The organism is Lysinibacillus sp. NPDC056959, from assembly GCF_042674095.1.
Lineage (GTDB): Bacteria > Bacillota > Bacilli > Bacillales_A > Planococcaceae > Lysinibacillus > Lysinibacillus zambalensis.
The window spans coordinates 20,266-40,654 of sequence record NZ_JBHURE010000028.1; the positions used below are offsets into that span (position 1 = coordinate 20,266).

Consider the following 20,389-nt stretch of genomic DNA (forward strand, 5'->3'; position numbering starts at 1 on the left):
CTGTTATTCTGTATCGATTTGTGCTCTTTGTAATTTCCCGCTATAGTCTACATAAATACTTTTCCACTCTGTATAGACATCCAAGGCAGCTACACCCGAGTCACGGTGACCATTCCCCGTACCCTTTGTCCCACCAAATGGCAAATGGATTTCAGCACCTGTTGTGCCAGCATTCACATAAACAATACCTGTATCTAAATCTCGTTGTGCGCGGAAAATCGTATTCACATCTTGTGAGAAAATTGAACTGGATAAGCCAAATTTTACGCCATTGTTTACTTCGATTGCTTCATCCAAACTTGCTACTTCAATAAGAGAAACGACCGGACCAAAGATTTCTTCCTGTGCAATGATCATGTCAGGCTTCACATTCGTAAATAGTGTAGGCTCATAATAAAACCCTTTGTCATAAGGAGGCTCAGCTAAAATTCTACCTCCAGCTAACAACGTTGCCCCTTCCTGTTTACCGATTTGCACATAGTGATTAATCTTTTCCAATGCAGCTTTGTTAATGACAGGTCCGATTTTCACACTTTCATCTAGACCATCACCAATTGTTAGCTTATGCATTTCGTCTAATAGACGTTTTTCTAGTTCCTCTCTTACATCTTTATGCACGATCACGCGACTACATGCTGTACATCTTTGACCTGCAGTTCCAAATGCACTCCATAGGATTCCTTCAGTCGCTAGCTGTAGATCGGCATCATCCATTACGATGACTGCATTTTTTCCGCCCATCTCCAATGAAATTTTCTTCAGGTGTTTACCACCTAGCTCCGCTACTTTACTTCCTGTTGTTGTAGAGCCAGTAAACGAAATGACCTTAACGCCTGGATGTTCAATTAATGCTGTTCCAACTGTTGGTCCTGTACCGAAGACGATATTTGCTACTCCATCTGGTAAGCCAACCTCTTCAAAAATTTTACCCATTTCATACGCCATCATCGGTGTTTCATTCGACGGCTTCCAAATAAACGTATTGCCAGCAACAATCGCCGGGAACGACTTCCAAGTGGCAATCGCTACAGGGAAATTCCACGGAGTTATTAAAGCTACTACGCCAATAGGTGCCCGTACACTCATGGCAAATTTATTGGCTAGCTCAGACGGTGTTGTCTCCCCAAATAACCGTCGCCCTTCACCAGCCATATAATAGGCCATATCGATTCCTTCCTGTACTTCACCTCTAGCTTCTTCAATAACCTTTCCCATCTCTTTTGTTAAAACGGTCGCTAAATGCTCCTTCTTCTCCTTCATTTTTTGACCGATGGCATATAAATAGTCAGCACGTTTAGGCGCAGGTACTAATGCCCAGCTTCTTTGTGCCTGTTTTGCAACCGCTACCGCTTCATCTACCTCACTTGCCGTAGAACGCGGAATCGTAGCTAGCTGCTCCCCATTTGCAGGATTGGTCACTACTATACTTTGTAAATGGGAATATGTTGCCCATTTACCACCGATATAGTTTTTGATTTCCACTACAAACACCCCCTGAAATATCTATGTTGCCTCTATATCATCGTTACCAGTCGCATTGCTTTTAGACAGCTGTCATCTATTAATCTCTATGCAGAATCAAATATGTCAAAATTCCGAATCTTCAATATATAACAATCTGTAAAGCATGCTTTTGGTACAATCATATTGGTGACAATCACCAGAGATTTTATTTCCTTTTAGCTAAGTTACAAATAAAAATCTTTTGTGATCATTGAAAAAACAATCACAAATTTTCAGCTGAAAGAAAATAAAAAATACTCATACTAGTTTTTTATATTCGACATTTTCTATCTTATTCCTTTTTTTTCTTAAATAAATAATTATTCATTGAAACTTACATAACATATAATCGTATATAATACTAAATTGAATTTTGGAGGAATCCCATAATGAATAATCACGAAATTGACTACAAATTACATGGCGACGATATGCAATATGTGCAAGTCGAGCTTGACCCGCAAGAAACAGTAGTAGCTGAAGCTGGTGCTTTAATGATGATGGATGATGCTATCCATATGGAAACGATCTTTGGCGATGGTTCGAAAGGAAGCCTAGAAAGTGGTCTTATGGGTAAATTATTTGGAGCTGGAAAACGCCTAATTACTGGTGAAAGTTTATTTATGACGACATTTACGAACGTTGGTTCAGGTAAACGTCACGTCTATTTTGCTTCTCCTTACCCAGGTAAGATTATTCCAATGGATTTAAGTCAATTAAACGGGAAAATTATTTGTCAAAAAGATGCTTTTTTAGCTGCTGCAAAAGGAGTTTCAGTTGGCGTTGAATTCCAAAAGAAAATCGGCGTTGGCTTCTTCGGTGGTGAAGGCTTCATTATGCAAAAACTTGAAGGAGACGGCATGGCATTTGTACATGCAGGTGGCGCTATTCACGAAAAGGTTTTACAACATGGCGAAGTATTGCGTGTGGATACAGGCTGTTTAGTAGCCATGACATCTGATGTACAATACGATATCGAAATGGTTGGGGGCGTAAAAACAGCATTGTTCGGTGGTGAAGGTATCTTCTTCGCTACGTTAAAGGGGCCGGGTAAAGTATGGGTTCAATCCTTACCATTTAGCCGATTAGCAAGCCGCGTCTTCGCAGCAGCACCAATTTCACAAGGCGGTGGCGGTCAATCTAAAGGCGAAGGTGGCATCGGCGGTTTATTTGATATGTTTAATAAATAGTAGACGCTATTTAAAAATACAGAAGAAGGAACATTTAAGGAACCAGTCAGCGTTCGCGTAGAATTTTTATTAATTTTATGCAGCGAAGGCTATGGCTACTCACCTTAATTGAAGTGGTTGATTGGAGTGGAGACTGAGCGACTCCTCGGGGATTAGCGTTAGAGGAACGAAGGCTAAAACCATCACGTCCTGTGATAACGCCTTCGTAACCAACATCGTGTCGGCCCAAGCGGCTCATCGGACGCCCCCAGGAAACTCTGCTTTGCGCGAAAGCGAAGCGGCAGCAGCAAATGTTTTAACTGTGCGAAAGCGAAGCGACAGCAACAAATGTTTTAACTGTGCGAAAGCGAAGCGACAGCAACAAATGTTTTAACTGTGCTAAAGCGAAGCGACAGCAACAAAGTGCTCAGTCGGAACGGAAATCAACCCCTCGTTTTGCAAAGAGCAATACTTAATCAACACGAAAGGAGCACATCACAAATATTTTATTAAAAGTCAATATATTTTAGATTTTTATTGTTAGCACTCAGAGACATTAAAATGTTGCACATTTTAATGTCTCTTTCTAATTGTAGCTTTTGAATAAAGTTCGATTAAAAGTAAGTTGCAAATGCTGATTTTATACAGAAAGAAACCAACTGTTTTGACACAAAGTTTGATCAAAACAGTTGGTTCTTTATTTATCTCGTTTGGTATTTATAATAAAGATTGATTATTTCTGGATACGAATCTTCAATTAAAGCACCCGTTAGTCGAATAAATCGGAATTAAAAAATATCTGATTCAATTGTCCACTTTAAACGTCTAATCCATTCCTGCTTTACATCTTGTTGTGCATTTTTGACTTTATTTAATACATTCCAAACTTTATATACACAATATGCTTTTAGTTTTTCAGGAGATAATTCAATAGGAGTATTTATTTTATACGCTTCAATAAACAAGGAGTTCAATAAAGGAGCATGTTTAGGATAATGAAGTTTAGTAAACCAGCATACCCAACCAATATCTGTTAATGGATTTGCCCATTCAGACCATTCCCAATCTAAGACGGTAAGGCTATTATTGTCTGTATATAAAACATTGTGCATTCCATAATCCCCATGTGTTAATACCCATTCTTCCTTTGTATCGTTGATTTTTATTAATACCCCTTGTGAAATTTGTTTGAGGTTTTCAGGGACAAAATCTAAGTTTAAGTTTAGGTCTTGTAAATTACATTCCTTTATTCCTTTTGAGACAAAATTATATTTTATGGAGTGGGTACTTTTAGAAAGAGACTCCCCTAAACTTTTATACAAATCTTTGGTTCGTTCTAACTCATTGTTGTCTAAAATAGATTGTCCATTTTTACCTTTTCGGTACTCCATTACAACTAACTGAACATTATCTGTTTCAATAAAGTCATAAATTTTCGGAACTACACCTGTTTTTTGAGTGATTTTTAAACAATTGACCTCATTTTTAATATCCTTGTTGAAAGAATTTGCCACTTTAACAACTAAAGGAAGATTCGTTCCATTTAATAAAAATGTTGCATTAGTATATCCCCCAGTTAAACGAACAGGTGTAAAATCACCATATTTATCTTTCAAATACTTTTTTAAAATTTGTTCTATCAAATTAACACTCCCAATCGTTCTTATCCACATATTACTATATAGGTAAAAATAGCCCATCTGAATCATTAAGTTTAACATATCATATTAAACTATCCTGCCCCGTTAGCATAAGAAACGCCCGTTTTTATGATACAATCGCTAAAGAAAATTTATTACTTTTTAATCTTTAGGAAAAATACCTGATGTAACTCTATTTAATATTTTTCTTAATGGCCATTGGCACAAAGATATTGTGATGATTATTAATAAAATGAAAACAACTAATTGCATAAAGCGACTTGAAAATTGTCCAGCAATCCAATTACCTCCATAATATATACAAATAAACCACAAAAACACTGTAGAAAGATAGACAAAAGAAGCGAGAATTAATTGTTTAGCCGTTAATTGTCTTATCGATTCTCTATTTTTGTGTATAAGATTGATTGCTACGACTATACAGTAAGCTATAATAATATAATTAAACACACAAATCCGCCCTCCCTTTATTGAATATTTTTTCTCAAAAATATCCATATTATAAAGTTTTCTTTTCAACTAAGCTGCCTCATTAGTTGAGAAGGAAATCATTGTCTATATTTACTCATTGTTTGTCCTTATTCCACTTGTATGGAGTTTCCGCCCATTTAAATAACAGAAAAAACAAGAATGTTATAAAACAGATCATTATGTTATTTGTCCAATTAATCTCTTTGCTAGTAATAAATTGCCCAACGGTTAATACCACAAAATATATTAAGGGAAACCTAATGCTTTGCTTAAACATAATATCACCGCCTTCATTCAGATATTTTCACAAATTTTAGTTATTAAACTAAACTCCTCCATTTCAATTTCCCTCTTTTCACGTCTTATCCCTAAACTTTAATACGGACAAAAAGGATAAAAGTTCCGATTTTGAATAAAATACACATCTTTAATAAACAAAAATCTTTGGCTGCTTATTGAACTAATCTGCTCCGATAGTTGAATAAGAAAAAGATGGGATCTCTGTGGAATCCCATCTTTAAGTAAAGCCCCGTTAATTGAAGAAGAAAAGTGAAGCTTATACAACAACGCGCCCAATTGTTGTAGTTCTACCCTTTCTGACTATAAAATCCATAAGCGATAGATCCAAGTAATAACCCAATTCCAGCCCCTATAGCAATTGAAAATCCTTGAGAAATTGGTTCGAAAAATATGCCAAGAATTACACCAATAGCAGAACCAAAAATCATTCCTAGTGGTATTAAACTATTTATTAGATCTTTATTTTTCACACCTAATGTTTCTCCCCTTCATGTAACTGTAATTTCATATCCTCTAACAATCTGGCACGATAGGTGAACACAAGTTAAACAACACTCTTCAACAATCCTGCCCCGTTAGTTTAAGTACATTTCTTCACAACCTCCAAAGTGATATTATCATAAATTTCCAATGAAAAAACCTCACCTTTAAAAATCTATAGAGGTGAGATGTTTTTAATCAAACTTAATTACAAATTATCAAACTTTTTTATAAAGTTACACTAATAGTTTTAAAAACATATACAATATAATTTACACAATTAATGTAAGGAGAGGTGTGCGTTTCCTATATTTGTTCTTAACTTTTTTGAGATGAGAAATTCAATGGATGCAGCAAAAGTGTTAGCTAATTATTTTGAACTCGATCTAAAAAGTGTCATCAATAGAATAGACGAAGACATCAACCTATTAGATGTAATAGGGGATTTTAAAATTGATTTAAATCGTAAATATCACCAAGAAACTCTTTTGACTTGCAGACATGCGACAACTACTGACGATAATTTAGAATCTATAAGGAAAAAGGGGCTACTAAATCTTAAACAAATGCTGGAAGAAAGAACACCGTTAAGTGATTTTTTACTTTCACATGGTATTTCAGTCAATGTAAGAGACAGACAATTCATTTATGAAGGTCAGATTCTCCCTATCTATTCTCTTCGCAAGCATAACATTGAAGAAGAGTACAACAGATGTAATAGCTATCATTTATACGAAAATAACCCGGTCTTGAAAAAAGAAAGTTATCATGACGCAGTCTATTGGTTATATTTAAAATTATATTATGATGATTGCGAAACAGAAGTATTTTTAAATGGCGGTTTTGAAGAAATATATGATTATGACTCTGTTAGATACTCTCCTGAAATACTTAATACAATTGAGAATATAATCAAATACCTTGATGATGTTCCGAACTATTATTTACAACATGCTTGGTCAAATAAAAAAAATTGTAAGTATTTTATTTTGGAATTCGATGTCCCAATTGGAAGTTTCGCAAAATCTACTCTTCATTCAACTTTTGAACGATTTTGGGAAATTAGTGATATTGCAGAATTATTTAGTTATACCGATTGGCAATATGAAGACGAGCTAATAGATAAAAGATTCTTTATAAATTTATTTATACTTAAAAACCTAATCACGAAAATGACCGAATACAGTTCACACAATTTTGGTCAGATATCCTCATCAACTATAATAGATGGTCAAATGATTAGAGTAATAGTTGAACATGATGTTAATGAAGAAGAGGCTGGGACATAACTAGCTTCAATTAGTGAGAAATCCGAATTTGAATGCATTCAAATTCGGATTTCTCTATTTTTTATGTAGTCTCCATATAGCTCTTAGCTAATGGCTGTGAATTTTCTTAAATTCACAGCCATTAATGCGAGGCCCATCTCGTTTTCAACCTTCGATTTTCCTCGTACAGAAAATCGAGTGAAACGTAAATTAGCCTTCAAGAATCCAAAAACTGGTTCCACGTCAATTTTGCCTTGACGATAAATGGTACTTGTTTTTTCTTCTGAAAGCTTTGCTCGCACATATTCTTTTTGTTCTTCCCACTTCTCATTCACCATTTACTTACGATTATTTCATTCTTTTGCTTCATTCTACTGTTTTTTTAGTAATTGTAAAATGTTTAACCTTTTATTAATTCGTTGAGAAAAATTCAAAATAAAAATGCACAAAACTAAAAATCAATTTAGTAATGTGCATTTTTTATTAAATGTGTAACATTATAAACGAAACATTATCTAATAAGATTTAACGTACAATTACATGTACTTAATCTTACAGAGTAGATGTGCTCCTTTCTTCATTGTCATTAATCTATTCGATTGGATGGAGTTTGGCCCTGCCCGTAAGCAGTAAGTGCTTTAACGTTCAGCATCAGCATAGCCGTTCTAGTTTGAAGCGAGGCACTACCGATATGCGGGAGTGCTACAACATTAGGAAGCGTCAACAATGGATGATCCAACGCAATAGGCTCTTGCTCAAAAACATCTAGCCCTGCAGCCCACAGCTTACCACTTTTTAACGTCTCATAAAGTGCGTTCTCATCGATAATGCCACCACGTGACGCATTAATTAATACAGCATCATCTTTCATTAAGGCAAGTTCCTCTGCCCCGATTAGTCCTACTGTATCATCGTTAAAAGGTGTCATAATCACAACAAAATCCGATTGTTTTAAAAGATCCTCTAACGATACATATTGAAAGCCGTACATTTCCTCTGCCTCATGGCGACGTCTACGATTGTTGTATAAAATTTTCATATCAAAACCTTTTGCGCGTCTTGCAACAGCTTGACCAATACGTCCCATCCCAATGATTCCTATCGTGGACCCTGAAACATCTTTGCCTACTAATTGCATTGGATACCAGCTTTTCCATTTGCCCTCGCGCAAATATCGATCGCTCTCTGGAATTCTACGAGCCGTTGCAAGCAATAATCCCATTACAAAATCAGCCGTCGTATTTGTTAAAACTCCCGGCGTATTTGTCGCCATTATTCCGCGTTTACGCAAAGCTTTAATATCAATATTATTAAATCCAACTGCTAAATTTGTCACAAGCTTTAAATGGGGTGCGTGTACTAATAGCTCTTCATCGACTTGATCAGCAAGCGTTACCCAAAGTGCTTCACAATCTGCGACAGCTGCTAATAGCTTTTCCCGCGGTATAACAATTTCCTCCTCCTCCCATTGTTTAATATCATAAAACTCTTTTAACGGTTCAACTATATGTGGCGGAAACTTACGTGTAATAAATAATTTCTTTTTCATATTTCGAACACCTCTCTACTCAATTCGCCTATAGCGTAACACTTAGAACGCTCATTTTCTAGGGATTTCTTATTTTTGCATTTATAACACTATTCCTTTTTCATCACTTTCCAAACTTCATCTGCCTATTTGGTGTTTTGTCATTCAGAAAAGGGATTTTGTCCTAAGTTTTATGAAAAATAAAACTAGGCCAATCAGTTTTGGATGCATTTAATTAAAAAGGATTGTTCATGAAGCTAAGTTGATAGCGCCCAGTGAACGGAAACTTGCTATGGTAATAGGCCATACAAGTGATTTCTAATGAATTCGTTAGGGATTACATTTTGTTAAACGTATGCCATGCAAATAGGTTGATTGGAGTGGAGGATGGGCGACTCCTCGGGGATCAGTGATAAAGGAACGAAGGCTAAACCCATCACGTCCTGTGATAACGCCTTCGTGACCAACATCCTGCCGCTGTCGCTACGTTAGCACTACGCTTTCGCGCAAAAAACATCTGTTTGCCCAAGCGGCTCATCGGGCACCCCAGGAAGCTCTGCGCGAAAGCGAAGCGTCAGCAACAAATGTTTTAACTGTGCGAAAGCGAAGCGTCAGCAACAATGCGCCCATCCGGAACGGAAATCAACCCCTCACACACTATGGTAATAATCAAAAAAAACTATGCACAACTTTATGCATAGTCGTTAAAATTCTCTAATTGTTGTATCTAAACGATTGGCAACTTGTTTTAATTCCTCGGATGATTCTCCAATGGTTTCTATGATTTCTGCCAATTCTCTTATTTTCAGTCCGACGTTTTGGAAGTTTGAGATAGAACCGTTTACTGAACAGGATATGGCATCAAACGCTTTTAAAGATTCTGAGTTTTGCTCAATACTATCGTTCACCAGCTCTTGGATCTCATGAATAGCTTGAACAACATGGTTTGTAATGCCATTCGACATCGTAATAAGGTCCCCAATTTGTTCAACCGAACTTTTCGTCTGGTCTGCAAGCTTACGAACTTCACTCGCCACGACAGCAAAGCCTTTTCCGTGCTCCCCTGCACGTGCAGCCTCAATAGCTGAATTTAACGCAAGTAAATTTGTTTGATCAGAAATCCTTTTCACTATTTCAATAACAGCATTAATTTTAGAGGAAGAGTGATTTAATCGCTCCACCATAGCCGACATTTCAACTGTTTTATGCTGAATCTCCCCTGTTTGCTCATTGATTCGAACTATTTTAGAATAACCTTCAGACGATACCTTTTGCATTGTTTTTGCCTCGTCTATACTGTCCTTCAAGTATTCATTCACTTCCTTAGCGTTATCAACAAGTTCGGTCACTGTTTCATTCGTGCTATGAGATTGAGTATCTAGCTGCGTAGATATCCCACCTATAACTTCCTTCACATGTACTCGAACGGTATCCTGTTGCTGTTCCAATAATGTGTTAGCATAATGATCATATTCCTCTAGGACAATCTGTTGTTCAAAGTTACATACTTTACTAATCGCCTCACAAAACTTTTCTTCTTCATCCCTCGTTAATTGAAGTTTATATACAATCTTTCTTAACAATTTTTCAAGGTTTTGAAAGGCTGCTAAATACCACTTAGGATACAAGTTAATCTTTACATGCATTTTTGCGACCCGTCTTCTCTTCTCCAAAAATGCATCGTCTATACACCCTTCGAACATTTCTATAATATGAAGGCGTAATGTTTGGCGTAAACGCTCACTAGAACTGTACTTTTCAATAACTTCACATAAGTCTGGCACACTTTCAATTGCCTGATAAAATGCGGCTACCACCTCTGTGACATTCTGTTCAACATATGGCTTTAAACTTCTAATTAATCGCAAATCTTCTTTCGTCAAATTTACTAGATTTAACTGTTGTAAACGTTCCTGATCTTGAATAATAACTCCTATACTTGATTCGTCACTAATCTCAATTGAATTTTTCTTAGGCTTACTTCCAATATGAAACAACTTCTACACCCCATCGCACCTATATCTATTCTACTAATAACAAATATTTCTAAAATCAATTATACTGTCTAGACAACTGAAATGACAATAAATAGGTAAAAAATATCTATTTTTGTAAAAAGTATTAATCTACCCTCCTTACAAACAATACTTAATAACCATACTATTTTTCTTAGAACAGAATAAAATCGCTAAAAAAAAGCCACTCCTTCTTTAATAGAAGAGTGACTTTATTCATTACATAAAGAGAATAACAGCTAGTACAGCAGCTAATACTAAACGATAAATAGCAAATGGCATTAATTTCACTTTTGAAATAAGCGCTAAGAAGAATTTAATAGATAGTAACGCAAAGATAAATGAGCTAATGAAGCCCACTACATAGAATCCGATATAATCCATAGATAGCGTATCCCAGTTTTTCAGTACAGATACTAGACTAGCACCAGCCATAATCGGTACGGCCATAATGAAAGTAAAATCTGCCGCCACGCGGTGACTCATTCCAAATAGAACACCACCAGATATTGTTGCACCCGAACGAGAGAACCCTGGCCAAAGTGATAAACATTGTACTAACCCTACTTTAAATGCTAAACCATAAGAGATTTTATCTAGAGAATCAACGCTTGGTTTTTTCGTTGCAAATTTATCTGCAATAATCATTAAAATGGCCCCAGCTACTAAAGCATAAATAACATGCTCTACTTTAAATAAATGATCATCGATAAAATCTTTAGCCGCAAAGCCAATTATAGTTGCTGGCAACATACCCACAATAACATGTGCTAAATTGAAGTGACCTTTCACTGAGTTCGATTGACCTTCAATTTTATATAGTCCCACTAAATTTAACATTCGTTTCCACATAACAACGATTACGGCTAAAATAGAGCCTAGCTGTACAACGATTTTAAATGTATTGGCGGGATACATCCCTAAAAACTCCTCTGTCTTTAACCACATATCGTCCACAATAATCATATGACCTGTCGACGACACTGGTGCAAACTCTGTCATTCCCTCGACAAAGCCTAAAATAAGCGCCTTTAATAATTCAATGATATCCACATTGTCACCTTACCTTTTGTTAATTAAATACAAACATATTATAAAATACACTATGAGCTCATTACCCTAACGTGGGGTTGATTTCTGAGTGTCCAGTTCACCTTCTAACGAAAGTTTATATCTACAACCCATAGTTCGGAGCGGCTGCCTAGTCGCATTGGAGGACCCCAAAAACCAAAACCTGATGAAACAAGTGTATGCATTTTCTCCCTCAACTTATAACCATAATCAAGCTCAAATACACGAGCAGTAATATACTGATTAGGCCATAGTTGACCTTTATGTGTATGACCTGACATATGGAAGTCTACGCCTAGTTTTGCAGGCGTACTTAAATCATTCGGGGTATGATTCATGACAAACCAAGGTAAGTCATCAGTTGTCTTCAATGCATCTAGTTGTTTTCTATCCTTGTTTGTAATATCTTCTTGACCCGTTAATACTAACACATTATCGATTCTAATAGTTTCATCACACAAAATTTTTACATTTGCGTTTTCCATCTCATCAATAAACTCAGGAATTTTCTTGCCATAATACTCGTGATTGCCAAGTACACCATACACGCCATATGTAGATGATAATTGCTTCATCACATCTGCCATTCCCTCTTTAACAAACCATTTAGGATCATCATCCACAATATCTCCAGCTAAAAAGACGATATCCGGCTTTGCTTCATTCGATAAAGTAACAAAGCGCTGTAAATGACTTTTATTTGATAGAACTCCTAAATGAAAATCTGATGCAACTACAACCCTCATCGATTCTAATTCACTACTCTTTTTATCCATCGTTATGTCTAAATGACGGACAACAGGTGAATACGCTAAATAAGTGCCCACAACACCTAGTACAAAAAATATAGCAATCGCTATACTACCAACTATCTTTACACTGTTAAAGGGACTTAGCCAAATAATCAAGTGTGCTACTAAGCAAAGCAATAATCCATATTCAAAAATAAACATCCAGTAATTACTGATGATTGAAAACACTCGTAAAGACTCATGCAATCTGCTAATGATAATACTAAACGCAATGATATACAGCACTAACCAATATAAAATTGGATAGCGGAACCACCCCATCGCCACAAGCCACTGTTTTAATCCCCACCCTAAGTAAAAAGTTAATGCACTATATATACTTATTAAAAGAATTCCACCAATTACTTTAGGCATAATTTAGTTCCCTACTTTCATATAATCTTAGTTGATTATAGCATTCTCTTCTAGAAAGTAAGGATAAAGGGCAACTATCATTATAGCAAGTGTACATCTTCTATATAATTTAATCGTATGATTTACATGACAATCTAATTAGGAAAGTGACAATATTGTCATCTAGGAAACTTAAACAGCTATAAATAATACACTTTAATTTCTCTGAATATTTAGGTAACATTGTAGTTGCAAGAGGAAATTTATGCATGTACGAGCAAAAAAGGGGAGTTGTTCATATGACAAAATATAAATTCGAATCAACAGAGCATGAGCTATTTCGTAAAACTTTACGTAAGTTTTTAGCAGAGGAAGCCGAGCCACATTATCCACAATGGGAAAAAGATCATCTTATTCCACTTGAGTTTTGGCGTGAACTTGGGGAAATGGGCTATCTATGCCCTCAAGTAGAAGAGCAATATGGCGGTCTCGGGCTCGATTTTAGTTTTGGCGTTATTATTCAAGAAGAGTTAGAGCGTGTAGGTTCAAGCCTTATCGGCGTTGGTCTGCATAACGATATCGTCGTGCCCTATATCGAAGCATACGGCTCAAATGAGCAAAAATCACGCTGGCTACCCAAATGCGTTACAGGCGAAAATATTACAGCTATTGCTATGACAGAGCCAGGTACAGGTTCAGATTTGGCAAATATCCAAACAACTGCCGTTCGGGATGGCGATCACTATATCGTTAACGGGCAAAAAACATTTATTACAAATGGTATTCATACAAATTTAGCAGTCGTTGCTGTAAAAACAAATCCTCAGGCAGAAAAAAAACATCGTGGCATTAGCCTCCTTGTCATTGAGGATGGGACACCAGGCTTCACGAAAGGTCGCAAGCTCGAAAAAGTTGGCATGCACGCCCAAGACACAGCCGAGCTATATTTCGAGGATTGTCGCGTCCCTGTAGAGAATCTCCTTGGTGAAGAAGGTAAAGGATTTATCTATATGATGGAAAAGCTACAACAAGAGCGATTAGCAGTTGCCATCGCCGCACAAACGGCCGCTGAGGACATGCTTGCTTTTACAATTGATTATGTAAAATCACGTGAAGCTTTCGGAAAATCAATTAGCGATTTCCAAAATACGCAATTCAAAATAGCCGAAATGGCAACAAAAATTGAACTCGGCAAATCATTTTTAGAATCTTTAATAGAAGAACATATCGCAGGAAATGACGTTGTAACAAAAGTTTCAATGGCAAAATACTGGATAACGGAAAATGCCCGTGAGCTCGCTGTCCAATGTATGCAGTTACACGGTGGCTACGGTTACATGGAAGAATACAAGATTGCTAGAAGATATCGAGACATTCCAGTCATGTCCATCTATGCAGGTACCAACGAAGTTATGAAAGTAATTATTGCTAAGAATTTAGGGTTATAACTGTGTGATTGGTGTGTGTATGTGGCTCTTCGGCAGTGGGGTTGGTTTTCGTTTAGACTGGGGCGTCCGGTGAGCCGCTTCGCTTTGATAATATAAAACTCCGGCATAAATGGTGTGTAGGTTGAAAGTGTCGTGCTAAAGAATTGGCAATATTTAAAGCGACGAGCCGGGGCGTCAGATAGATGGGCGTAACGACGGATGAATGCACCGAAGCGATGGAACGAAAAGCCGGAGTGACGGATAGAACCGTCAATTTCGTGGAAAGAACACCTAAAAACGTGGATAGAAACGTCAATTCCGTGGATAGAACACCCAAAAACGCGGATAGAAACGTCAATTCCCTGGATTGCCCCTCAAAGCGACAGTATGATAAGCCTTAACGACGGATGTTTCTATCCCAGCGACGGAACAAAGTGTCATATCGACGGATAGTAGTCAAAGCGACGGTATGATACACCTTATCGACGGATAAAACCGTCATAACAAAAACAGCGGCAAAATGATTGCCGCTGTTTTTTGGTTTATGCTGTTGGAATTCGAACGATTACTTTAAATAAATCTCCATCTACTTCTATACTCATGCGAGCACCATGCAAATCTACAATGGATTGTGCGATGGCTAGGCCTAGTCCTGAGCCTTCTGTATGGCGTGAGGCATCCGCTCGCTTAAAGCGTTCGAATAACTCATCGGCATTCTCGCTAATTTCGTATTTTGCAACATTTTTCACCGTGAATTCAGCATCACCTTCTGCTGTACGTTTTAATGTTACATAAACTCTTGTGCCTTCTAATGCATATTTCAATACATTAACGATTAAATTATCGATTAGTCTCCACCATTTTTGCCCATCCACATACGCGTAGATTGGCTCATGTGGTTTTGTCATGCGTAAATCTAAATGCGCCTGAGCTAAATCTTCCTCATGCTCCCCTACCGCCTGCTGTACAAGCTGGGTCAAATCGACTCGACTGCGATGAAGCTCCATATTACCACTCGCCATTTTAGATACTTCAAAAAGATCTTCAATCAGTAATTTTAGACGTTCTGATTTTTTATCAAGGATATGAATGTATTGCTTACGTTCTTCCTCTGTAATTTCAGGATTTTTCAGTAAATCTGTATACGTAATAATGGATGTTAGCGGCGTGCGTAAGTCGTGACTAACATTCGTAATAAGCTCTGATTTTAAACGCTCACTTTTTGCCTGCTCATGCATAGATGTGCGTACGCCTTCTCTTAAATGATTAAGATTTTCTGCATGCCCCGCGAGTGGTGATTTGCCCATTACCTTGACATCGCGATTTAAACGCCCTTCTGCCATATCTTTTGTGTCCTTCATAATTCGGTTTAAATAGCCCATTCTCGAAAGGAAAAGAATCATGGCTGGAATACCGATCATTGCACAGATGCCTAATACTAGAAAAGGGAATCCATCGCCACTTAGCAAAAATGCAACAAGACTTCCACCACCAAAAAATGCTGCCCCTATCATCACAATGGTATGTAATGCAATGGAACGATTTAAAAATAAATCTGTAATGGATTCACCTAGAGACCATAAATAACTAGCTTTTAAATTCTCCTCTAATTTCTGTACTGTATTCACTCGATCATACAACCAAATTAGCTGTACAAAGAACAGCATAGCAACAATGAATAAGATACCAATTTTCAGCAACATATCCGTTACATAGCTTATATAATTATCTGTATCCATATAACCTACAATCGATCGATAAGCAATTTGAGTTGCTATCAAATATACAAATGCGCTTATTAATAATAATCCGATTGGGTAATCAATTCTCATCTTTGCCAAAGCTTCTTTTCCCTTTAAAGCTTGTATCATCGGCAGTACTTCTTTGCGTCCTTTCCATGCAAAAATAGCTGCCACAATACTCGTTAACCATATAAAGAAGAAAATGTATTGATGGGTTATAAAATTGTTATATCCCACCATGATTTGTTCTGCTTGGGCTGATTTTTTTGAGATGGATATTATGCCGGTGTAATCAAAGGTTTCACTAAGATCCTCTGTATCCATGACAGTATCAGTTTGATAAAAAATCGCGTTTAAATAACCACTACTAATATTTGAAGTCGTTAATGGATGTTGGTCCGTATACTTTATTTTGAAAGCACTACTGTCTGAAACATTACCCGAGCTAAATGTTTGACCTGAGTCAATGTTCGTTAATTCATAAGACCAGTGATTATTAGTTTTCACAAAACTCTTTGCTTCTTCTTGTACTGCATTTATATATTTATCAACAAGCGCTTCCTTTTGAGTGAGAATTTTTTTGCGGACATGCTCATCATCCCCAAAATTAGTTGTAATATCTTTAATTTTGGCTTCTCGCTCTTTTTCAAGCTTTGTTTTTAATTCCGTTGCATTTACATTAGCAGCTTCTTGAATGCGCGCCTCATATTGGGCTTTAATATTACCTATCTGTTCTCCTAATGTTCCATAGCGATTACGGTGTTCCTCGATTTCGCTTTGTGTCACCACAATTTTACTTTTTAAATCTTCAGCTGTTGGTACATTTAACACTAATGGTCCTAATTCCGACTGGAAATTATCAAGTTGAGGTTGTAAATTTTCAGATTGAAAATAAGACTTTCCAATATATCGATACCCCACTTTTGAGAACGTGACAATACCGAATATCACCCAGATTAAACATATAAGAGCGAGAAGAGGTTTCCAATTTTTCACCATATTTTTAACTCCTCTCTAAAAAATTCTCTCGAGCAATTGTAACATCCCCGGAGAGTGGGCAGTTACTATCTGATACGCATACACGCCAAAATAAATTAGTCCAATAACCCCTGCTACAAACCCTGCAATTGTAACATACTGCTCTACTTTATTTTTCCATTTTATAGCCAACGCCCCACACCACCTTTAAATAACGTGGATTTTTCGGATCTGCTTCGATTTTTTCACGTATTTTTCGAATGTGTACAGCCACAATATTTTCTGCATTGTACGCTTCCTCATTCCATACACGCTCATAAATCTCTCTTATCGAAAATACACGCCCTGCATTTTTCATTAATAATTCCGTAATCTTATATTCGATTGGTGTTAATCGAACAGGCTCCCCTTCTAAATTGACTTCCTTTGCATCTTCATCTAATACAAGACCGTCGATTTCCACCTTTGCCGCTCCTTCATTGTACGTCCCAAGTTGTACATAACGTCGCAGTTGAGATTTCACACGAGCCAATAGCTCTAACGGATGAAAAGGCTTTGTAACGTAATCATCTGCGCCTACAGATAGACCATGAATTTTGTCGCCATCCTCTGCCTTCGCACTAAGCATAATAATTGGAATATTGCGCTCTTCCCTAATTTTAAACGTCGCTGTAATTCCATCCATATTCGGCATCATAATATCTAAAATAATTAAATGTACTTCATTGTTTTCTAATTTTTCAATTGCCTCTAAACCGTCAGCAGCTTTAATGACATTGTAGCCTTCATTTTTTAAATAGATTTCAATACCATCACGAATATCTTGATCATCGTCTGTAACAAGAACTGTTAGTTTCGTCATGATATACACCTCGCTCTCAATAAATAGTGTACCTTTTAAATCTTAAAAACCAGTTATTATAAAAATGAAGAAATTCTTAAGATTTTAATGAATCTCATCACCAAATGTGTGAGTTGTTTTCCGTTCCGGTTGGGGCGTTTGATTAGCTGCTTGGATCAACTAAGGTTGTCCCCCAATAAAAAATAATAGTTGTACCTGTTAGACGCATTAATTAGAAAAAAAGACATTGTTAATACTAGTCCCCACAGCCCATTAACATTAATAATACAGATTTATCAAAAAGTAAACAATTACCATTTCTCTTTTTCTTTCATTTATTAACCTACAGTAGGCTTTCTTTTAACGGGAGGTTATAATATAAACAACAAAAGGAGCGAAATTATGTATAAAACAATTGAAGAAACAGCCATCGACCTTAGTATGCCAGAGGATCAAATACTTCGCTTAGTTTACGAGGGCCGTATTCGTTCAGTATACGATGGGGACCAAATACTGATTAATAGCGGGCAGTTTAGTACTTATTTTGAGCAGCTAGATCGTATTAAAGAGGAAATTGAAATTTGGCGGAATACTCCTATTCCAGAGGATATTGATGTTAAAGATGAGGATTAAAAAAATGCCTATCATTCAAACAAGTTGAGCATTGTTGAATGATAGGCATATCTATTATATTGTTACGACAAACCCGGCTCTTTTACCGATAATTTCGGCATAATCTTCTACCATTACACTAGCTGTTGGATACATACCTGCTCCAGGTCCTACTAGCGTTAAAGTGCCAATATAATTTGTATCTAATGCCACAGCATTATTGACGTCATCAACGGGGTAAAGTGGATGTTCTTTATCTACTAATTGCGGGCCAACCTTTGCGACCACTTTACCATCCGCTAGTTTCTCAACCTCTGCAACGTGGCGGTAACGCAAGCCTTTTTCGCATGCTTCTTTTACTTCCTCTGCCGAAATACTATCAATACCTACTACTTCGACGTCAGCCCAGTCTGGTTGTTCACCAAATGCTAAAGCACTTAAAATCATTAATTTTTTAAAGGCGTCCTGCCCAGAAATATCATTATATGGATCTGCCTCTGCATAGCCTAAATTTTGCGCCTCTTTTAAAGCAGTTTCGAACGACCAGCCTTGTGAACGCATTTTCGTTAAAATATAGTTGGATGTCCCATTTAAAACACCTTGAATACGACTAACATCATTGACAAGCAAAATGTTTTTCATCGTTTTAATAACTGGTACACCACCAGCGGTTGTTGCCTCAAAGCCCACAAATACACCGTTTGCTTTTGCAAGGTCCTGTAGCTCTAAGCCTCGCTTTGCAAACATTACTTTATTAGCTGTGATAACATGACATTTATGTTCAACAGCGCGCTTTAAGTAAGTAAATGCTGGCTCCTCATTCACGATTGCCTCAAAAACAACCTGCATACCTGGTTCAGCTAAAACTTCATCCATACTAGTTGTCATTAAATGTGCTGTCCCTGGTACGCGTTCACGGCTGGCGTCTGTAACTAAAATTTTTGCTACTTCTAGCTCAATGCCTAATTTATTTTTAAGCTCTTCACGCTTTTCGTTTAATATATGGTAAATTCCTTGACCTACCGTTCCAAATCCTAATATAGCTGCCTTTATAGTTGCCATTTCTGTTATTCCCTCCAACTTACATTCCGCAGTTTCATTATATTTATTTCGTCTCAGCTTAATTCGTACAGATTTTGAATTGTTCGCTGACTTTACAAAGCAGGTCAGTTTGCCGTGTTTAACACTTCGTCTTCAGACAGATATTTAGTCATTGTGTTTCACTCTCACTACAAAAATATTCTGAATGAAGATACAGTCTGTGAAACACACAAATTCAAATAATTCAAAATTTAACTTATTGAAAATTGTATCGTAAATACATACATTGCACAAGAAAAATCTTTCTAGGATGGACATTTGTTTCTCCTAGAAGTGCAAAGGAAATCGTTTTCATTCCTTTTATTATATGATTTTTCACTTGATCTATAAAATAATTGAAGAAATATTGACGATTCTTATAAAAAATAAGGATCATCACAATTGTGTGGGGTTGATTTCCTGGGGGGCGCCCAACCTCCACTCCAATCAACTTATACTTGTTATTAATTTTAACAAATGTCATCCACAGCTTTTGTAATGAGCCAAAAATAATTGTCTTTCTTCTATTATATTTATGTAAATACATTTATAAAAATTGTTCTTTTGAAATATATTAATAAAAATTTTTTCAATTATAATAGTATATCTTCCAACATCTAATTAAAAAGCTCATTCCCTGTAGCAGCAGAGAATGAGCATAATTATATGAGGGATTTAACTAGCTTTTGCTAGTAATTTATAACGATATTGTGTTAACGCTTGTTGCACCAGTCTTATTTCCTCTAGCGTAAAATTTGGTATTGCATACGTACGTTCAACTAATTGGAACGTGCCGTATTTTAAGTAATACTCTGTTGCTGGTAGAGAGATATGACTTGCTCCATAGCCTTCATAAGCTTCAAAAACTTCTTTTACTGTATAGCCTTCTTCTTTGACATAAACAATTTCCTTAAAAGCTGAATGTCCAAAGTTCTCTTGCCATTTACTCTCAACTGATGCAAGTATGTTTTGAATGGACATGTTGTTCACAAAAACATGACCTTCATTTAACTCATAAATAAGATAAGATGCAATGTTTTGCGCACTATACACATTTCCCATTTAAAACACTCCTTTATCATCAGTATTGGTAGATAA

General features: G+C 36.6%; 17 protein-coding genes and 1 pseudogene. 4 read left to right on the plus strand and 14 right to left on the minus strand.

Going from position 1 to position 20,389, the window contains the following annotated elements:
• Positions 1-3 precede the first annotated feature (3 nt).
• A complete protein-coding gene (locus tag ACFTQ7_RS21605) occupies positions 4-1,482 on the minus strand; it encodes an aldehyde dehydrogenase family protein (RefSeq protein WP_349661528.1) in 1,479 nt (492 codons plus the stop codon).
• A 410-nt stretch (positions 1,483-1,892) separates the two neighbouring features.
• Between ACFTQ7_RS21605 and ACFTQ7_RS21610 the strand changes: the two genes are divergently transcribed.
• On the plus strand, positions 1,893-2,693 hold the full coding sequence (locus ACFTQ7_RS21610; RefSeq protein WP_349661527.1) for a TIGR00266 family protein: 801 nt from the start codon (positions 1,893-1,895) through the stop codon (positions 2,691-2,693).
• Between the two features lie 767 nt (positions 2,694-3,460).
• Here ACFTQ7_RS21610 and ACFTQ7_RS21615 read toward each other — a convergent pair.
• The 3 genes from ACFTQ7_RS21615 to ACFTQ7_RS21625 form a co-directional block, all read right to left on the minus strand.
• On the minus strand, positions 3,461-4,315 hold the full coding sequence (locus ACFTQ7_RS21615; protein ID WP_386831002.1) for a phosphotransferase: 855 nt from the start codon (positions 4,313-4,315) through the stop codon (positions 3,461-3,463).
• A gap of 159 nt (positions 4,316-4,474) precedes the next feature.
• Positions 4,475-4,852 (minus strand): hypothetical protein, encoded by a 378-nt coding sequence (locus ACFTQ7_RS21620; RefSeq protein WP_386831004.1) that lies wholly within the window; start codon positions 4,850-4,852, stop codon positions 4,475-4,477.
• Positions 4,853-5,391: 539 nt separating this feature from the next.
• A complete protein-coding gene (locus tag ACFTQ7_RS21625) occupies positions 5,392-5,574 on the minus strand; it encodes a hypothetical protein (protein ID WP_354470620.1) in 183 nt (60 codons plus the stop codon).
• 354 nt (positions 5,575-5,928) lie between these two features.
• Between ACFTQ7_RS21625 and ACFTQ7_RS21630 the strand changes: the two genes are divergently transcribed.
• Complete coding sequence (locus ACFTQ7_RS21630; protein ID WP_386831006.1) at positions 5,929-6,873, plus strand: hypothetical protein; 945 nt, start codon at positions 5,929-5,931, stop codon at positions 6,871-6,873.
• Positions 6,874-6,956: 83 nt separating this feature from the next.
• Here the strand turns inward: ACFTQ7_RS21630 and ACFTQ7_RS21635 are convergent.
• The 5 genes and pseudogenes from ACFTQ7_RS21635 to ACFTQ7_RS21655 all read right to left on the minus strand — a co-directional run.
• Positions 6,957-7,190, minus strand: a pseudogene (locus ACFTQ7_RS21635) (transposase); the annotation flags it as partial.
• A 248-nt stretch (positions 7,191-7,438) separates the two neighbouring features.
• Positions 7,439-8,401 carry a 2-hydroxyacid dehydrogenase gene (locus ACFTQ7_RS21640; RefSeq protein ID WP_386831008.1) on the minus strand — a complete coding sequence of 321 codons (963 nt, stop codon included), beginning with the start codon at positions 8,399-8,401 and terminating at the stop codon, positions 7,439-7,441.
• Between the two features lie 683 nt (positions 8,402-9,084).
• The gene (locus tag ACFTQ7_RS21645; protein ID WP_386831010.1) at positions 9,085-10,377 is read right to left on the minus strand and encodes a protoglobin domain-containing protein; all 1,293 of its coding nucleotides are present in this window, start codon (positions 10,375-10,377) and stop codon (positions 9,085-9,087) included.
• A gap of 237 nt (positions 10,378-10,614) precedes the next feature.
• A complete protein-coding gene (locus ACFTQ7_RS21650; protein WP_386831012.1) occupies positions 10,615-11,448 on the minus strand; it encodes an undecaprenyl-diphosphate phosphatase in 834 nt (277 codons plus the stop codon).
• A gap of 104 nt (positions 11,449-11,552) precedes the next feature.
• Positions 11,553-12,632 carry a metallophosphoesterase gene (locus ACFTQ7_RS21655; RefSeq protein ID WP_386831014.1) on the minus strand — a complete coding sequence of 360 codons (1,080 nt, stop codon included), beginning with the start codon at positions 12,630-12,632 and terminating at the stop codon, positions 11,553-11,555.
• A 278-nt stretch (positions 12,633-12,910) separates the two neighbouring features.
• Here ACFTQ7_RS21655 and ACFTQ7_RS21660 point away from each other — a divergent pair, with 278 nt between their 5' ends.
• Positions 12,911-14,059: an acyl-CoA dehydrogenase family protein gene (locus tag ACFTQ7_RS21660; protein WP_386831016.1), complete on the plus strand. Its 1,149-nt coding sequence runs from the start codon at positions 12,911-12,913 to the stop codon at positions 14,057-14,059.
• Between the two features lie 521 nt (positions 14,060-14,580).
• Here the strand turns inward: ACFTQ7_RS21660 and ACFTQ7_RS21665 are convergent.
• From ACFTQ7_RS21665 to ACFTQ7_RS21675, 3 genes are read right to left on the minus strand one after another with little or no spacing between them, the layout of a single operon-like run.
• A complete protein-coding gene (locus ACFTQ7_RS21665) occupies positions 14,581-16,779 on the minus strand; it encodes a sensor histidine kinase (protein WP_386831018.1) in 2,199 nt (732 codons plus the stop codon).
• 15 nt (positions 16,780-16,794) lie between these two features.
• Positions 16,795-16,950 carry a hypothetical protein gene (locus ACFTQ7_RS21670; protein WP_170939071.1) on the minus strand — a complete coding sequence of 52 codons (156 nt, stop codon included), beginning with the start codon at positions 16,948-16,950 and terminating at the stop codon, positions 16,795-16,797.
• Complete coding sequence (locus ACFTQ7_RS21675) at positions 16,928-17,620, minus strand: response regulator transcription factor (RefSeq protein WP_386831020.1); 693 nt, start codon at positions 17,618-17,620, stop codon at positions 16,928-16,930. The genes ACFTQ7_RS21670 and ACFTQ7_RS21675 overlap by 23 nt, the downstream gene beginning before the upstream one ends.
• 381 nt (positions 17,621-18,001) lie before the next feature.
• Between ACFTQ7_RS21675 and ACFTQ7_RS21680 the strand changes: the two genes are divergently transcribed.
• A complete protein-coding gene (locus ACFTQ7_RS21680; RefSeq protein WP_323650927.1) occupies positions 18,002-18,232 on the plus strand; it encodes a MerR family transcriptional regulator in 231 nt (76 codons plus the stop codon).
• Between the two features lie 54 nt (positions 18,233-18,286).
• On the opposite strand, the gene ACFTQ7_RS21685 is transcribed toward ACFTQ7_RS21680, so the two are convergent.
• Both ACFTQ7_RS21685 and ACFTQ7_RS21690 read right to left on the minus strand, forming a co-directional pair.
• Complete coding sequence (locus tag ACFTQ7_RS21685; protein ID WP_386831023.1) at positions 18,287-19,273, minus strand: homoserine dehydrogenase; 987 nt, start codon at positions 19,271-19,273, stop codon at positions 18,287-18,289.
• Between the two features lie 693 nt (positions 19,274-19,966).
• On the minus strand, positions 19,967-20,353 hold the full coding sequence (locus ACFTQ7_RS21690; RefSeq protein ID WP_349662253.1) for a hypothetical protein: 387 nt from the start codon (positions 20,351-20,353) through the stop codon (positions 19,967-19,969).
• Between the last annotated feature and the right edge of the window lie 36 nt (positions 20,354-20,389).

What these genes read in the sequence shown, in the direction of transcription:
- ACFTQ7_RS21610 (WP_349661527.1), top strand. Translation starts at nt 1,893, where the DNA reads ATGAATAATCACGAAATTGACTACAAATTACATGGCGACGATATGCAA.
- ACFTQ7_RS21630 (WP_386831006.1), top strand. Translation starts at nt 5,929, where the DNA reads ATGGATGCAGCAAAAGTGTTAGCTAATTATTTTGAACTCGATCTAAAA.
- ACFTQ7_RS21640 (WP_386831008.1), bottom strand. Translation starts at nt 8,401, where the DNA reads ATGAAAAAGAAATTATTTATTACACGTAAGTTTCCGCCACATATAGTT.
- ACFTQ7_RS21655 (WP_386831014.1), bottom strand. Translation starts at nt 12,632, where the DNA reads ATGCCTAAAGTAATTGGTGGAATTCTTTTAATAAGTATATATAGTGCA.
- ACFTQ7_RS21660 (WP_386831016.1), top strand. Translation starts at nt 12,911, where the DNA reads ATGACAAAATATAAATTCGAATCAACAGAGCATGAGCTATTTCGTAAA.
- ACFTQ7_RS21665 (WP_386831018.1), bottom strand. Translation starts at nt 16,779, where the DNA reads ATGGTGAAAAATTGGAAACCTCTTCTCGCTCTTATATGTTTAATCTGG.
- ACFTQ7_RS21675 (WP_386831020.1), bottom strand. Translation starts at nt 17,620, where the DNA reads ATGACGAAACTAACAGTTCTTGTTACAGACGATGATCAAGATATTCGT.
- ACFTQ7_RS21680 (WP_323650927.1), top strand. Translation starts at nt 18,002, where the DNA reads ATGTATAAAACAATTGAAGAAACAGCCATCGACCTTAGTATGCCAGAG.
- ACFTQ7_RS21685 (WP_386831023.1), bottom strand. Translation starts at nt 19,273, where the DNA reads ATGGCAACTATAAAGGCAGCTATATTAGGATTTGGAACGGTAGGTCAA.
- ACFTQ7_RS21690 (WP_349662253.1), bottom strand. Translation starts at nt 20,353, where the DNA reads ATGGGAAATGTGTATAGTGCGCAAAACATTGCATCTTATCTTATTTAT.